At 69.9% G+C, this 13,855-nt stretch carries 12 protein-coding genes; 2 read left to right on the top strand and 10 right to left on the bottom strand.

The features are described from left to right. Positions 1–27 precede the first annotated feature (27 nt). The 6 genes from ACSMXV_RS01180 to ACSMXV_RS01155 all read right to left on the bottom strand — a co-directional run bounded on the left by ACSMXV_RS01180 (position 28) and on the right by ACSMXV_RS01155 (position 7,659). On the bottom strand, positions 28–729 hold the full coding sequence (locus ACSMXV_RS01180) for an SDR family oxidoreductase (protein ID WP_473175822.1): 702 nt from the start codon (positions 727–729) through the stop codon (positions 28–30). 980 nt (positions 730–1,709) lie between these two features. Next, complete coding sequence (locus ACSMXV_RS01175; RefSeq protein ID WP_473175821.1) at positions 1,710–2,279, bottom strand: TetR/AcrR family transcriptional regulator; 570 nt, start codon at positions 2,277–2,279, stop codon at positions 1,710–1,712. A 385-nt stretch (positions 2,280–2,664) separates the two neighbouring features. Beyond that, positions 2,665–4,317 carry a type 2 periplasmic-binding domain-containing protein gene (locus ACSMXV_RS01170; protein WP_473175820.1) on the bottom strand — a complete coding sequence of 551 codons (1,653 nt, stop codon included), beginning with the start codon at positions 4,315–4,317 and terminating at the stop codon, positions 2,665–2,667. 47 nt (positions 4,318–4,364) lie between these two features. Continuing rightward, positions 4,365–5,354, bottom strand: coding sequence for a carbohydrate ABC transporter permease (locus tag ACSMXV_RS01165; RefSeq protein WP_473175819.1), 990 nt, complete (start codon positions 5,352–5,354; stop codon positions 4,365–4,367). Continuing rightward, a complete protein-coding gene (locus tag ACSMXV_RS01160) occupies positions 5,351–6,352 on the bottom strand; it encodes an ABC transporter permease (protein WP_473175818.1) in 1,002 nt (333 codons plus the stop codon). The genes ACSMXV_RS01165 and ACSMXV_RS01160 overlap by 4 nt, the downstream gene beginning before the upstream one ends. Beyond that, positions 6,349–7,659 carry an enolase C-terminal domain-like protein gene (locus ACSMXV_RS01155; protein ID WP_473175817.1) on the bottom strand — a complete coding sequence of 437 codons (1,311 nt, stop codon included), beginning with the start codon at positions 7,657–7,659 and terminating at the stop codon, positions 6,349–6,351. Before ACSMXV_RS01155 ends, ACSMXV_RS01160 begins: the two co-directional genes overlap by 4 nt. Positions 7,660–8,067: 408 nt before the next feature. Between ACSMXV_RS01155 and ACSMXV_RS01150 the strand changes: the two genes are divergently transcribed. Then, on the top strand, positions 8,068–8,238 hold the full coding sequence (locus tag ACSMXV_RS01150; RefSeq protein WP_473179251.1) for a hypothetical protein: 171 nt from the start codon (positions 8,068–8,070) through the stop codon (positions 8,236–8,238). After that, entirely contained in the window at positions 8,235–8,561 is a 327-nt protein-coding gene (locus tag ACSMXV_RS01145) for a DUF5110 domain-containing protein (protein WP_473179204.1), read from the top strand. The genes ACSMXV_RS01150 and ACSMXV_RS01145 overlap by 4 nt, the downstream gene beginning before the upstream one ends. Before the next feature lie 246 nt (positions 8,562–8,807). Here ACSMXV_RS01145 and ACSMXV_RS01140 read toward each other — a convergent pair whose 3' ends face one another. Genes ACSMXV_RS01140 through ACSMXV_RS01125 form a run of 4 tightly spaced genes read right to left on the bottom strand, consistent with a single transcriptional unit; the run spans position 8,808 to position 13,787 of the window. Continuing rightward, positions 8,808–10,943, bottom strand: coding sequence for a glycoside hydrolase family 36 protein (locus ACSMXV_RS01140; protein ID WP_473175816.1), 2,136 nt, complete (start codon positions 10,941–10,943; stop codon positions 8,808–8,810). A gap of 42 nt (positions 10,944–10,985) precedes the next feature. After that, positions 10,986–11,324 (bottom strand): hypothetical protein, encoded by a 339-nt coding sequence (locus tag ACSMXV_RS01135; RefSeq protein WP_473175815.1) that lies wholly within the window; start codon positions 11,322–11,324, stop codon positions 10,986–10,988. Beyond that, positions 11,321–11,575, bottom strand: coding sequence for a hypothetical protein (locus ACSMXV_RS01130; protein WP_473175814.1), 255 nt, complete (start codon positions 11,573–11,575; stop codon positions 11,321–11,323). Before ACSMXV_RS01130 ends, ACSMXV_RS01135 begins: the two co-directional genes overlap by 4 nt. 49 nt (positions 11,576–11,624) lie before the next feature. Beyond that, entirely contained in the window at positions 11,625–13,787 is a 2,163-nt protein-coding gene (locus tag ACSMXV_RS01125; protein ID WP_473175813.1) for a beta-galactosidase, read from the bottom strand. Between the last annotated feature and the right edge of the window lie 68 nt (positions 13,788–13,855).

Here is a 13,855-nt window from a genome sequence, read left to right as displayed (position 1 = left end):
GACCTCCTTGACATGCGTGAGTGCGTGCTACTGCTTCAGCTGGGCGTACATGGCTTCCAGGTCGGCGGACAGCTGGGACTTGACCCAGCGGGTGGTGTCGTCGGCCAGCACCTCGTGCGCCCCCGCCTCGATGCCGTCGAGCGCGGCCACGGCGATGTCGCGGGGGTCGGCCTTGGGCGCGTCGATACCCGACGTCATGTCGGTGTCCACGTAGGCCACGTGGAGCCCGGTCACCGCGATGCCGCGCTGCTGCAACTGAAGGCGCAGGGAGTTGGTCTGCGACCACAGCGCGGCCTTGGAGGCGCTGTAGGGCGTGCCGTCGGCCAGCCAGGACAGGGCGGAGTGGACGTTGAGGATGTGACCGCCGCCGTTGCGCTCCATGATCGACGTGAAAGCCCGGGTGACCAGCAGCGGCCCGTAGAAGTTGGTCTCCAGATCCCGGCGCACGTCCTCCATCGCGGAGTCGAGGTACGAGGCGCCGACGGAGGCGCCGGCATTGTTGATCAGGATGGTGACGTCCTGGGCCTGCTCGGCGGCGGCTGCCACCGATGCCGGGTCAGTGACCTCAAGGGCCAGCGGAACGGCACCGGGGTGCGTCACCGAGCGCGGGTCACGGGCCGTGGCGTAGACCTTGCCGGCACCGCGCGCGTAGAGCTCCTCGACCAGCACCTTGCCGATACCCCGGCTGCCTCCGGTGACGAAGACGCTGGCGCCCTTGATTGCTGTCACGACTACCTCCAGGAAATGGGAAACCGATCGGTTTCATCCACCGTAAACCGATCGGTTTCCTCGTGCAAGTCGGTTGATTCTTGCTTCCAAACGCACAGCGATCATGTGAGTGTGAAACCGAGACTCACTGTGAGTGACGGGTGATTACGACCCGCGGTGTCGAGGTGAAGTCGGCGGATCTCAGGCTTCCGGGAAGCCGGCCGGGCATCCGTCGGTGCAGGTGGTGCTCGCCCGGCGAGCGGCGGGTGACGTCGCGAGCCGCCGGTGGTGATCGACGCGGATGGTTGTGCGAACTGTGCCTGGCGGCTGGCGCGGACGACGCGGCCGCGGTCAGGCTGGTCCACCCCGACCTGGCTGGCGAGCGCAGACGGGGCGAGGAGGTCGGGCAGAGTGCAGCGGAGGGTTTGAGGAGTGCCGCGTCGTACGGCTCGGCGCCGCCGGGGTACTCGGCCGGCGCCTTGCGGGCCCACCCGGGATCGTCGCTTAAGGGCTGGCCGACTGCCGGCGGCGCAAGGACCAGTTGATGTCACCGACCACGTGCGCCAGTTGGTGTGGGTCCACGGGCCATGCCCATGGCGGACCGGCCGGCCCGGCGCATGGCGGTGAAGTTGTCGAGCGTGCCCTGGCAGAAGGTGTCGTGCCAGCCGCCGAGCTGGGAGGTGGGCAGGTCGACCCGTCGTGCCGGGCCCGCGACACGGCAGGACCGCGCCCAGTCGGGCTCCGCCGGGAGCGCTCGCAGCCCAGCCCGGGCAGGTCGTGCCGGGCGAACACGGGAAGCTGCCCGTCGGACAGCTCCGCGTAACCGCCGCTCGCCGGGCCGTCCAGATCCTGGACGAGCCCGGTGACGCTGCTCAAGAGCCCCTCGATTGCCGGGAAGCAGGGGCGTGAAGCCGTGGGAGTTGGGAGCTGCTCCGGCTGCCGGCGACGGGTATCACCCCGGAGAGGGCATCGGTCACCGAGCCTGCTCGAAAAGGGATGTGTCAGCGCATGCCTGCCGCATCGAGCAGGGTGGCCACAGTGGGCGCGATGAGCCCTGTCAGCTTGTCGGCTCCGATCCCCGCACGGGCACTGGCGCCGTCGAAGACCAGGCTGAGCTGCCGGGCCAGCAGGTCGGGATCGCTCGCCCCACCCTGTTCGGCCTCGGAACGGAAAAAGGCCGTCAGGTTTGCCTTGACCTGGTGGGCCACCCGGCTCGCAGGGTGGTTCTGATCCTTGAGCTCGATCTGAACAGCCAGGTACCGACAGCCTCGGAACTCGGGCGCAACCGACTGCGACTCCACCTGCTCGAAGACGTGCAGGATCCGCTCGCGGGGTGACCGGCCATCGTCCGCCGCGGGCAGGAGGGTCGCCACGAAGGCAGAGGCGCGCTCCTCCAGGCTCGCTGCCAGCAGTTCGTCCTTGCTCTCGAACAGCTGGTACAGGGAGCGCTTCGACACCGCCGCAGCCTTGCACAGCGCCTCGACGCCGATACCGACACCGTCTCGGTAGGTGAGCGTGGCTGCCGCCTTCAGCAGCCGCTCTCTAGGGCTTGGCTTCACTTCGGTGGTCATAGTGCGAGGTTAACCCGATGCCGACGAAAAGAAAACCGATCGGTTTTCAGGGTGTGCCGGGGCGGCGAATCCGGCGGCCAACCCCGGTGAACGGCACCGGACCGCCCCCGGCCACCCGCCTCCTCGACCTGCTCCGGTTCTACGCGTCGGCACCGGAGAAGCCGTGACCTGACCTGACCTGAGGCCTGGCGCTCGCGGGGACACCGCCCGGCGGCCGCTCACAGGCGGCCGAGGCACGCAGCGTCCGGCGGGTCGCCGAGGGCGAAGCGCCGGACGCGGTTGACGTTGACGCGCCGCCGCATGTGTCCTCGTCAGTCGTTCTTCCGGCCCTGGTGCGCGTGCGGCAGCCGGGCGTATGAGAGGTGGGTGCGGTGCTGCCCGGGGGTCAGTGCGAGGCGTCGTACGCCTCCTGGTACAGCTTCAGGAACTGCTTCAGGCCGAGCTTCTCCAAGTCGGCCTTGTAGGTGTCCCAGTCCGCGTCGAGGGACTTCCTGCCGGTGATGAACTGCACGTTGCTCTGCTGGATGAAGGTGCCGATGTTGGTCTGCAGGGTGGCGAGTTCCTGCGCCTTGGCGGGGTCGATCCAGGTCTCCTCGTACGGGAAGGCGAGGTCCTTCGGGGCGTACGGCTCGTAGAGCTCGGTCGCCTCGTGGAGGAGGCGCTCATAGCCGTCGGGCGATTTGCTGTCCTTGGCCGCCGTCTGGGACGTGCGGTAATCGGCGGTGTGGTTGTACTGGGCCAGCGGTCCCCACTCGTTGTTGGCCGGGGCCTCGACGGCCCGGAACGTGGCCGGCTTCCCGCTGGTACCCGTCTCGCCCTTCTTCGCTTCGTCCCAGCCGTCGGGGCCGAAATAGCTGTCGAGCCGACCCTTGTCCGAGTGGAGGAAGTCGAGCATCTTCACGGCCTGGATCTGTTCGGTCTGTGTCGCCTTGCTGGTGAGCACGAAGGTGGCGCCGGCGAAGGAGGGGGAGTAGGAGTTCGTGTACTGGGTTCCGTCGGGGCCCTTGAGCGGCGGTATCGCGTCGTACTGCTTGTACCGTTTGTTCTTGTCGTCGACCGTCATGTACTGCCCGATGTGCTGGGTGGTGATGCTGCCCAGGCGTGCCGCGTCCGGGTTGTCGCCGAGCCGGTTCAGGGCCCCGTTGTTCTGGGTGAAGGCGCCGCTGTCGATCAGCCCCTCCTTGTACAGGGACCTGATGTACCGCAGCCCTTCCCGCCAGTCGTCCCTGTTCGCCTGGACGGCGGCCTTTCCGTCGCGGAGGACGAGGGTGGGGTTGGTGTTCACGGTGGTGCCCTGGGGTGCGTAGGAGTAGGCGCCCATCAGGTAGTTGATGACCGAGTCGGTCACCGTGCCGCTGAGCGGGACCTCGTCCGCCTTGCCGTTGCCGTTCGGGTCGTCGTTCTTGAAGGCGCGCAGGACCTTGCGGAGCTCCGCGGGCGTCCCCGGCTGTTCGAGGCCGAGCTTCTTCAGCCAGGTGGTGTTGAGCCAGAGCTTGGCGCTGTACGTGCAGTGGTAGCAGTCGTTCCACTGCGGCATTCCGTAGATGTGGCCGTCGGGGGCCGTCGCCATCCGCTTGTAGGCGGGCTCCTTCTCCCATGCCTTCCGGATGTTCGGCCCGTACTGCTTGATGTGCTGGTCCAGAGGCTGGATGATGCCCTGCCCCGACAGCTTGAGCAGCTCGGTCTGCGAGAACTGGTCGACCCACGGGATCAGCAGGTACACGTCGGGGAGGTCACCGCTGGCGAGGGATATCTGGCGCTTCTCCTTCGCGGCGTTGGCGTCGTAGGTCGTGGTCTGCCAGCGGATCGTGATGTTGAACTTCTCCTTGATCTCCTTGGTGAAGGCGTTCTTCCGGAGGCTTCCTTCGCCACCCTGGGGCGCGAAGACGTCGAGGGTGACCGGCGGATTTCCGGTGACTTTGGGCAGGGGCTTCGAGGCGTCGCCGCCCGGGGCGGGTGAGCTGCCGGTGCAGGCGGCGAGGAGGGCGAGCAGCGTGCCGGTGACGGTTGCGCTGCCGAGCCGGGATGAGTGGCGCATGACAGGTCCCTTCGGTGGCGTGCGGGTGAGGAGCGGGGCGGATCGGCTCATCCCTTGATCGCGCCGATCATGATTCCCTTGGTGAAGTAGCGGGCGACGAAGGGGTAGATGAGCAGAACCGGCACGCTCGCGATCACGATCAGCGAGTACTTGAGCAGGTCCGCCATCTGCCGCCGTTCCAGCATCTTCGTCGGGTCCGCCGCGCCTCCGGCGGCTTCGCTGTTGAGGATCAGGATGTTGCGCAGGACCAGCTGGTTCGGATGCAGATCCGCGTCGCGCAGGTAGAGCAGCGCGTCGAAGTAGCCGTTCCACTGGGCGATGGCGTACATCAGCGCGATCACCGCGATCATCGGCTTGGCCAGCGGCACGACGACTTTCCACAGGAAGCGCAGATCGCCGCAGCCGTCCAGCTGGGCCGCCTCGTACAGCTCGTCCGGGATCATCGTGCGTAGGTAGGTGGCGGCGATGACGACCTGCCAGACGCCGATGGCCTGTGGCAGGACCATCGCCCAGCGGGTGTCGAGCATGCCCAGGTTCTGCACCACCAGGTAGGTGGGGATCACGCCGCCGGAGAACAGCATCGTGAACACCACCACGCCCATCACCGGACCGCGCCCGAACAGGGTCCTGCGCGACAGCGGGAAGGCGAGGGCGATGGTGAGGACGACACTGATCAGCGTCCCGACGGCCGTGTAGAAGAGCGAGTTGAGGAAGCCCGTGACGATCTGCGGGTTGCCGAGCGCCACTTCGTAGCCCCGCAGGGTGAAGTCGACCGGCCAGAACAGCACTTGGCCGGAGGTGACGGCGCTGGGGTCGCTGAACGAGCTGGCGACGATGTTGAGGAGCGGCAGGAGGACGACCGCGAGGAACGTCAGCAGCAGAAGGTACGTACAGAAGAGGAAGATCCGGTCGACCTTGGTCTCCTGCACCCGGCGGGGTGTGCGCCGCAGGAAGGGGAAGCGGCGCGAGGTGTCCGGGTCGGGCAACGTGGTGCGGTGGTCCGGCCCGGTGCCCGTCGTGTCTTTGATCAGGCTCATGACCACACCCCGTTCCCGGTGACGCGCTTGGCGATGAAGTTCACGAAGACGAGCAGGCAGAGGTTGACGACCGAGTTGAGCAGGCCGATCGCGGTCGCCTGGCTGAAGTCCGCGTTGAGCAGGCCCGTCTTGTACACGTAAGTGGCGATGATCTCCGAGGCGGAGAGGTTGAGCGGGTTCTGCATCAGGAACGCCTTCTCGAACCCGATCGCCATGATGTTGCCGACCGCCAGGATGAGGACGATCACTGCGGTGGGCATGATGCTCGGCAGGTCCACGTGCCAGATCTTCTGCAGTCGGGTGGCGCCGTCGACGCGGGCCGCCTCGTACAGGGACTGGTCGACGCCCGCGAGCGCGGCCAGGTAGATCACCGCGGAGTAGCCGGCCGTCTGCCAGATGTCGGACCAGACGTAGAGGTGCCGGAAGTAGCCCGGTTCGCCGAGCAGGTCGACGGCCTCGACCCCGAAGAACCCGAAGACATGGCTGGTGAGCCCGACCTTGGGCGACAGGATCATGATCAGCATCGAGACGACGACGACCGTGGAGATGAAGTACGGCGCGTACGTCACTATCTGGACGGTGCGCTTGAACAGGCCCTGCCGGATCTCGTTGAGGGCGAGCGCCAGGATGATCGGGATGGGGAAGGCGGCGATCACGGCGTAGAACGAGAGCAGGAAGGTGTTGTTCACCAACTCCCAGAACTGCGGGTTGGACAGGAACGCCTGGAAGTGCTTCCAGCCGGCCCACGGGCTGGCCCAGATGCCCTGGACCACGTTGTAGTCCTTGAACGCGATCACGCCGTTGGCCATCGGGATGTACTTGAAGATCAGCAGGTGGGTCAGCGGCACCAGCATCAGCAGGTACAGCGTCCAGTGGCGGCGCAGGCTGCGGCGGGCCCGCTGGCGTGCCGTGGTCTTCGGCAGCCCGTTGCGCTGCTTGCCAGGAGGGGAGACCCGGGTGAACGTTCCTCCCGTTTGCGACGAGTTGACTGCTGTCATGCCACCGGCTCCTGACTGCTCCAGACCCGGCCCTGCGGGTACCGGTGGGCGGCCACCGCGTCCGGCAGGAGCTCGGCGCCGAGGCCGGGGGCGGTGGGCGCCAGGTAGTGGCCGTCACGGACGCGGACGGGATCGGCGAAGTGGTCGTGGAGGTGGTCGACGTACTCGATCTCGCGGCCCTGTGTCGAGCCGCTCACGGCCACGAAGTCGAACATCGCCAGGTGCTGCACCATCTCGCACAGGCCGACGCCCCCGGCGTGCGGACAGACCGGGACGCCGAACTTCGCGGCGAGCAGCAGCACAGCCACGTTCTCGGTGACGCCGGCGGTCCGGCTCGCGTCCAGCTGCAGGACGTCGAGGGCGCCGGCCTGGAGGAACTGTTTGAACATGACCTGGTTGTGGACGTGTTCGCCGGTGGCGACCTTGACCGGATGGATCGCCTGGCGGATGGCGGCGTGCCCGAGGACGTCGTCGGGGGAGGTGGGCTCCTCGATCCAGTACGGGGCGAACGGTGCGAGCGCCCGCATCCGGTCGATCGCCTGCTCCACGCCCCAGGCCTGGTTGGCGTCGACGGCGATCCTGATGTCGGGGCCGACGGCCTGCCGGGCCAGCCGCATGCGGTGCAGGTCGTCGTCGGGATCGGCACCGACCTTCAGTTTGATCTGCCGGAAGCCGTCGGCGACCGCCTCCTTCGACAGCCGCACCAGCTTGTCGTCGTCGTATCCGAGCCAGCCGGGCGTCGTCGTGTAGGCCGGATAACCGCGCTCCAGCAGCAGGCGGGTGCGCTCGGCGCGTCCGGGCTCGGCGCGGCGCAGGATGCCGAGCGCCTCGTCGCGGGTGAGCGCGTCCTGGAGGTAGCGGAAGTCGACGAGGTCGACGAGCCGCTCGGGGGACAGCTCCGCCAGCAGGCGCCAGACCGGCTTGCCCTCGCGCTTTGCGTACAGGTCCCAGACCGCGTTGACGAGAGCCGCGGCCGCCATGTGGACGACGCCCTTGTGCGGCCCGAGCCAGCGCAACTGGCTGTCATCGGTGAGCCGGCGCGAGAACCCGCCCAGATCCGCGAGGACTTCCCGCACGGGCAGCCCGACGACCAGCGGGGCCAGTGCCTTGATCGCGGCGACCTGGACATCGTTGCCGCGGCCCACGGTGAAGGCAAGCCCATGGCCCGTGCCGCCGGCGGACGTGCGGAGGGTGACGTAGGCGGCCGAGTAGTCGGGTTCCGGGTTCATCGCGTCGGACCCGTCGAGCTCGCGCGACGTGGGGAAGCGGATGTCAAGCGCTTCGACAGTGCTGATCAGTTCGGTCATCGCGTGATACGCCTCGGTTCGCTCAGCAGGAAGGGGTCTCACGGTCAGGGGGAACCGCCCTCGACACGTGTCAGGGATGTGTCGGCACGGCTACGGTCGACCGTTCGACATGGGATGGATTTATAGGGCCGCCGAGGAACCGTGTCCATACTTCGCGCACAACTTGGCTGTGCCGGCATCACCTAAGCAGGAAATATCGGTCTAATATGCGGCAGTTGACGGCACCGCGGACATCCTCGTGCGACGATGCCATGGGATGTCTTGCCGGAGTTTCCTCGTGGTCCACCAGGATCGAGCGGACCGGCCGGCCCTCCGAAGCCCGTCGGAGCACCTCATGCCGAGAATCGACCAGCAGAGGGTGAATCCGCCCCACGCGCTCCCCGCGCGGGCGCTCCTAGCGTGTGCGGCATGGCGGAAACCGAGGAAGCCGAGGACGCCACGGGCACCGATGACCGCCCTGTGCGGTGGGAGCGAACGGCGGACGGAGTGCGGCTGCCGGTGACGAGGCCACAGCGGTTCGGCCCCGGTGCGGTCCCGGTGCGCGACTCCCCGCGCAGCCGCGGTGTGCTGCTCCCATAGTTGACCGACGGCACGGACGGCACGGACTGGGTGGACGTCTGGGACGGCGCCCGCCACGCGGGCGGCCGCCGTATCGAAGCCCCGACGCCGCTGGAGCGGCTGCCCGTCTACGCCGCGCCGGATCGGTTCTCCCCCTCACCCGTCCCGACTCCGGCCCGGAGGATCTGGACATCCTCGTCTTCCCGGGGGCGGACGGCTCCTTCGAACTGTACGAGGACGAGGGCGACGGGTGGGGCTACGAGCAGGGTGCGAGCGCGCGCACCGCGCTGCGCTGGGACGCGGAGAGCGGCACGCTGACCCTCTGCCGCCCGGCGGACGACTAACCGGGGCGCCCGGCCCGTCACGCGCTACGCGCCCGCCTGGTCGAGCCCGGCCGAGGCTGGGCGGACGCGTCGGCGTCGTGGGTCGCCGCCGCGCAGCAGGCCCAGGAGCTGCGGATTGGCTTGCGGCAGTCGCGACCGTGGTCGCGGCAGTCATGACCGAGGGCGCTGTCCCGCGTCCCCCGGCCCGTACCGAGAACGCGCGGCTCCGCACCTCCCTGGTGCGGAGCCGTCGTGCGTTCGGCCGGTTCACTCCGGCCGGGCGGAGAGCCGCAGCAGCATCGCCGAAGGGGCCGACGGAAGGCTGACGTCGAGCGCCGCGGTCCTCGGGTCCCACGAGGCTCGTGCCTTGGTGGTGGAGGGGTAGAGCACGTCGACGCGGACCGGTGCGCCCCGAAGGCTCGGGAACGGAAGGACCGTCGAGTCCCCGGAGCCGTCACCAGGGCGCCGCCATACCGTGACGTAGGCGGTGTCGGGGGTGTGCAGGGCCAAGGCGATCCAGGGGTCGTCCCAGGCGGGGAGGCCCAGCGGCCAGGCGGGGACGGCGGTGGCGAGGTCGCCGCGGATCGCCTTGTGGACTGCCACCGCCTCGTGCGTCAAGGCAAGAGCGTCAGGGGCGAGTTCGGGGAGCCGACCCGACAGGTGAATGCGGCCGAGCAGCGCGCTGGCCATGGTGAAAGCGACCTCGTCCAGGGAGTCCTCGGGCTGCGGATAGGCCCAGACCGCTCCCTGCTCCGGGGTGACAGCGGTGGGGGCGGCTGCCGCGATGGGGGCGTACAGCTGCAGGTTCTGCTGGTCGCTGGTGGAGTGCAGCTGGAGGCGGGAGAGGAGGGCGTGGTCGGTGCGCATGCCGCCGGAGGCGCAGTTCTCCAGGACGAGGTGGGGATAGCGGTCCAGGACACCGTCCAGCCAGTCGAGGTGGGCGCGGTTGTGGCCGAGCAGGCCGTCCGCGGGGGCCTCCCCGGGGTGGCTGCTGGTGCCCGAACCGGGGTCCAGGTTGTAGTCGAGCTTGAGGTATCCGATGCCCAGTTCGCCGACCAGGCGGTCCACCACCCGGTCCAGGTGTCCGCGGGCGGCGGGGTGGCGCAGGTCGAGGTGGTAGCGGCCGGTCTCCAGGACGCGGGCGCCGCGGCGGCGGAAGAACGCCTCGTCGGGCAGGGCCGCGGCCACCGGGCTGCGCACGCCCACCACTTCGGGCTCCAGCCACAGCCCCGGGACCATGCCATGCCCCCGTATGCGGTCCAGAACCTCGTGGATGCCGCGCTCACCGGGGAAGCGGGAGGCGGCCGGCTCCCACGCGCCGACGCTGTCCCACCAGCCGCCGTTCTCGTCGTCGTACCAGCCGGCGTCGATGACGAAGTACTCGGCGCCGGCCTCGGCGGCGGCGTCGATGTGCGGCAGCAGCCGGGCCGTGGTCGGGTCGCCCATCAGGCAGTTCATGTAGTCGTTGAAGATCACCGGCAGGTGGTGGTGGTCGGGGTGCGGGCGGCGGATCGCACGCCGGTAGCGGGTGAGTGCGGCGAACGCCTCGTCGACGCCGCCGGTCTCGGCGAGGGCGAGAGCGACGGGGACGGTCGTGAAGCTCGCCCCCGGTTCCAGCCGGTGCGACCAGCCGTGGGCGATGTCGCTGGGGCCGGACAGGGCCAGGAACGCGGCATCGGCGCGCTCCCCGCACTCCCACAGCCAGCCGCCGCCGTTGTGCTCGATCTGCCACAGCCAGGTCCGTCCGGTGCGGCGGTCGCTCAGTCCGCCCATCGGCAGGTGACCCGCGCTGGACCAGGAGCCCTTCCCGGACGTGGTGAAGCAGCCCTTGCCGTTGGGGCGGTGGACGCGGGCGTTGAGCGCCGGGACGGCCTCCCGCAACGGACGCCGCTGCCAGCGGTATTCGGCCAGCCACTCGTTCTCCGCCCGGAGCAGGTCCGCGGTGTCGAGCTGCGCGGCGTCCCAGGTCAGCACGCCCAGCACGAGGGAGGTGACCGACTCCAGGTCGAGCCGTTCCCGTCCCCCGTTGTGCAGTTCTACGTGGCCGCGCAGGACTGGGATGCCGTCGGGCGAGCGGTAGACCACGTCCGCGGTGAGGCCCGTCTCGGGGTCGTGCAAGCAGACGGTCAGCTGGTGCCAGTCCCCGTCCCGCCGGATGTCACGGCTTCGGTAGCGCAGCCGTGCGCCGACGACGCTGTCGATCAGACGCTGGCTGGACCAGTGCCGGCCGTGGCCGCCCACGACCGCCTCGACCAGCGGCAGCGGCGCCCCCGAGCCCTTCGGCACCGGTGCGGCATCGGTGCCGCCGACGTGGCGGAGCCGTGGACGGCCGTCCTGGTCTGCATCGATGACGAGGCGCAGGGCATCGTGCCCCCAGTCGAGGAGAACGCGGTTGTCGGTCACGAGCGGGTTTCCCTTCTCTTCCTCGTGCTCTTGGCCGGGGTGTCAACAGGCGGTACGCGCGGCGAACGCCCGGCTCGCGTGCGCTGGTACGGCCGCGGGCCGCGTGCAGGTGCTGGTCACGGGGAGCGCCTGTCCGGTTTCGGATGCGCCGAGCAGCGCCTCCATGACCTCCAGGACGTGGTAGGCGAGGCCGCCGTCCGCGCGGTGCGGGGTGCCGGAGGCGTGCGCGCGGGCCAGGTCGGCGATGCCGTAGCCGCGGTCGGCGTGCGGTCGACCGGCCCGGTAGCCGCCCCGCACGGGGACGTCCTCCCCGCCGGGCAACGGATGCACCTCGAAGGGCGTGAACTCCCGTGCGTAGTACACGAACTGTCCGCCGGTCAAAAGCTGAGAGCGGGTCTCGGCGCGGAACGCGTTGACGATGCCGCCGTGCCAGCCGGCCAGGTCCCTGCCAGCACGGCCCGGCTCAGGCTGTCCGCCTGCGGGCCGGTGATCTCGCCCATCGTCCAGCACTGCACCACCAGGTCCGCGGCCGCGAGCAGTTCCGCGTCGAGGTAGCTGTCGAGGGTGTCGGAGACGGTCACCGTGTAGCCGTCCGCCTTGAGCGCGGTGGCGTAGCGGTCGGTGGCGGCCACAGGGACGTGCCCGTCCCACCACGGACGACCAGGGCACGCTTGGCGGATGTCACCGGACCTCCCCAGGGGAGGGGGAGGGGAGGGATGCGGGCTCGGCGGCGAGGACGCGGACGTCCCAGGCGCCGAGCCGCACAGGCGTGCCCGCCGGGATGGCGCTGCCGTCCAGGGCATCGGTCAGGTCCAGCTGCCCGGGTGCCTGGGCGACGGCGGGCTCCCAGCTCCAGTTGTGGACGACGTGGACGCGCCGCCCGTCCTCGGCGGTGCCGGTCGCGACCGTGACGGAGTTCGGCAGGTCCCGCCAGCCGGCGCACGGGGCGGGTGCGAGCCACGCGGCGAGCGCGCGGGCGAGCTCGCGCCCGGGCACGGTCCCGACGCAGGTGACGCGTCCCGCGCCGTGGCGGCGGGTGGTGACGGCGGGCCACCGTCCGAAGTGCGGGTGCTCGTACGTGGCGATGACGTCGGCGTCGTCCACGGCGAGCCCTTCGACCCACCGGGTCGCCACGGCGCCGGCGCCCAGCGTGAGCGGGCTGCCCGAGGCGGAGCGCAGCGGCAGGTCTGTGTGGAGGTTGCTGAACTCGTCGTAGCGCACGCCCGCGGCCTGCACCAGGCGCGCCGGCGTCACCTCGTGGCGTGCCCGCGCCTCGTGGTCGCCGTAGCCGGTGCGCGGCCCGAGCACGAGGTGGCCGCCTGCCTCCGCGTAGGCGGCGAGCCAGTCGAGCATGCCGTCGTCCGCCACGTACAGCCCCGGCGCGATGAGGACGGGGTGCCGCTCGGCCGCCGCCTCGGGGGCGATTCCCGGGCGTTCGCCGCTGGGGTCGTGCAGCTGGCGGGCGTGCAGGATCCGTACCTGTCGTCCCGCCTCGAACGCTCCCCGGTAGAACGGGTCGAAGATCCCCTCGTACGCGCCCGCGTCCGGGCCGCCGTCCGGGGCCGAGAGCGGCGGGTGCTTGCGCATCAGCCATTTGCTGGGTGCGGAGTACACCATGGCGATGTCGGCATCCGGGGTGATTCCGGCGACGAGGCCTCCTGCTCGCTCGAATTCTCCGCCCAGGCGGGCGAGTTCGGCGTAGACGCGGCCCGGTCGTCCGCTGTGCGGCAGGACGCCGCCCCAGTACGTCTCGGTGCCGTAGTGCAGGGTGTGCCAGTGCCAGTACTCGATCATGCGGGCGCCGCGTGCGACCAGTGCCCACGCGGCCTGCCGCCACTGGCCGTCAAAGGCGGGCCGGTTGTCGGAGGGGCCGCCGATGGCCTGGGCGTTGGTCTCCGTGATCAGGAACGGCTCCGTGCGCGAGGAGTAGATCCGGTCGGCGCTCCGGTGCAGCGCCCATGCCCCGTACGCCATCCACTGCTGGGGCAGCTTCTCGCGCGGCGGCTCGGGCATCGTGAGGCTGTCCTGCATGTCGTAGTACGGGTTGCCCGCGGTGACGTCCAGCGCGTCGGTGAGTTCGTCGTCCTCCAGGCCGGGGGAGCCGTAGGCGAGGCAGGTGGTGACGAACTGTTCCGGGTGTGCGTACTCGCGCACGATGCCTGCCTGCCAGGCGATGAACTCGGTGGTCCGGCGCGCCTGGAACGCCTGCCAGGCCAGGTCGTACTGGGGCTGGGCGTTGCCCTCCGGCTTCCACAGGTCGGCCCATGTGGTCAGCCGGTGCGACCAGTACACCAGCCCCCACTCGCGGTTGAGGGTCTCCACATCGCCGTAGCGCTGCCGCAGGTCGTCCACGAACCGCTGGAAGACACCGTGGTTGTGCGGCAGTCGCGGGCCGGGCTCGTTGTCGACCTGGAAGCCGATGACCGCGGGGTGGGAGGCGTAGCGGGCCACGATCGCGCGGATCACCCGCTCCGCGTGGAAGAGGAACGCCGGGTGGGTGATGTCGACCTCCTGGCGGGCGCCCCACGCGGCGGGGTGGCCGGCGGCGTCCTCGGCGGCGATCTCCGGGTACTGCCGGGCCAGCCACGGCGGCACCGCGTAGGTCGGGGTCCCCAGGACGACGGAGATGCCGCGTTCGTGGGCGCCGTCGAGAACCGGCCGCAGCCAGTCCAGCTCGAAGCGTCCGTTCTCCGGTTCCCAGGTGGACCAGACCGACTCGCCGACCCTGATGACGGTGAACTTCGCCTCCGCCATCAGATCGAGGTCGGTCTTGAGGCGCTCGTAGGGCTGGTACTCGTGGTAGTAGGCGGCGCCGAACAGGACGCGCGGGGGCAGGGATGTCATGCGGAAGACCTCGCGGAGAAGTGGGCGAGAAGGAGTGGAGGAGTGGGGGTCCCGGCATCCGGGACATG

The organism is Streptomyces sp. DSM 42067, from assembly GCF_055792885.1.
Note: the sequence above shows the minus strand (reverse complement) of the source record. Positions and strands in the feature narration are given on the sequence as shown.

Coding starts and splice junctions, on each gene's coding strand:
- ACSMXV_RS01175 (WP_473175821.1), bottom strand. CDS start 2,279: ATGACCACCGAAGTGAAGCCAAGCCCTAGAGAGCGGCTGCTGAAGGCG.
- ACSMXV_RS01165 (WP_473175819.1), bottom strand. CDS start 5,354: ATGAGCCTGATCAAAGACACGACGGGCACCGGGCCGGACCACCGCACC.
- ACSMXV_RS01155 (WP_473175817.1), bottom strand. CDS start 7,659: ATGACCGAACTGATCAGCACTGTCGAAGCGCTTGACATCCGCTTCCCC.
- ACSMXV_RS01125 (WP_473175813.1), bottom strand. CDS start 13,787: ATGACATCCCTGCCCCCGCGCGTCCTGTTCGGCGCCGCCTACTACCAC.
- ACSMXV_RS01170 (WP_473175820.1), bottom strand. CDS start 4,317: ATGCGCCACTCATCCCGGCTCGGCAGCGCAACCGTCACCGGCACGCTG.
- ACSMXV_RS01160 (WP_473175818.1), bottom strand. CDS start 6,352: ATGACAGCAGTCAACTCGTCGCAAACGGGAGGAACGTTCACCCGGGTC.
- ACSMXV_RS01150 (WP_473179251.1), top strand. CDS start 8,068: ATGGCGGAAACCGAGGAAGCCGAGGACGCCACGGGCACCGATGACCGC.